At 34.7% G+C, this 614-nt stretch carries 2 protein-coding genes; both read right to left on the bottom strand.

The annotated features are described in order from the left end of the window. Nucleotides 1-57: 57 nt before the first annotated feature. Complete coding sequence (locus tag JCM15548_RS26525; protein ID WP_227626102.1) at nucleotides 58-237, bottom strand: helix-turn-helix domain-containing protein; 180 nt, start codon at nucleotides 235-237, stop codon at nucleotides 58-60. A 24-nt stretch (nucleotides 238-261) separates the two neighbouring features. Beyond that, entirely contained in the window at nucleotides 262-579 is a 318-nt protein-coding gene (locus JCM15548_RS20795) for a hypothetical protein (protein ID WP_062129165.1), read from the bottom strand. Between the last annotated feature and the right edge of the window lie 35 nt (nucleotides 580-614).

Raw genomic sequence — 614 nt, 5'->3', positions numbered from 1 at the left:
TTCGAGAGTCATCGCTGGGTCGTGCCGACCGCTCAGACTCCTATATATTATGGTTATTTACTTTATTGAAATATCCAGTCTCCGGCCTAAGCCTGTTTCAATAATCTTTCTCAAAGTAGCAATTTCTAAATCAGATCTATCATTCTCAATTTTAGATATATAAGTTCTTGATGTACCGCTTTTCAGGGCTAAATCCTGTTGAGTTAATCCCGACTTTAGCCTAGCTTCTCTAATCAATTCACCAATTCTAAGTGAAAGCTCTCATTTCTCTGGCTGACTATATTTGAGTAATACGTCCGCACCAATCTCATATGGAACTTTCATTTTCTCACCATTTCTCATCGTTATGAACTGCTCCACATTATGCCATGAAAGTGTATTCCCAACTAATTCAACCTTAGCGAACTCTTCAGTGTCATAGAGAATATTTGCTGGAGAAGTTTCATCAACATTACTCTTTTTGAGTACTTTCCTAAAATCAATTATTCGTGATTCTCCATTGTTAAAAACAACTGAAATTGATAACTCTTTAATCCAGTTTATTTTTAAAATCCTCGGTATCTTTATGCTCTGTCTCATTTTAAATCTGGATTTAATTCATAAAAAACTTCTAA

The organism is Geofilum rubicundum JCM 15548 (assembly GCF_000974365.1).
In the GTDB taxonomy this organism is placed as follows: domain Bacteria; phylum Bacteroidota; class Bacteroidia; order Bacteroidales; family Marinilabiliaceae; genus Geofilum; species Geofilum rubicundum.
Note: the sequence above shows the minus strand (reverse complement) of the source record. Positions and strands in the feature narration are given on the sequence as shown.

Excerpts from the sequence above, each read along its gene's own strand:
- JCM15548_RS20795 (WP_062129165.1), bottom strand. The coding sequence starts at position 579 with ATGAGACAGAGCATAAAGATACCGAGGATTTTAAAAATAAACTGGATT.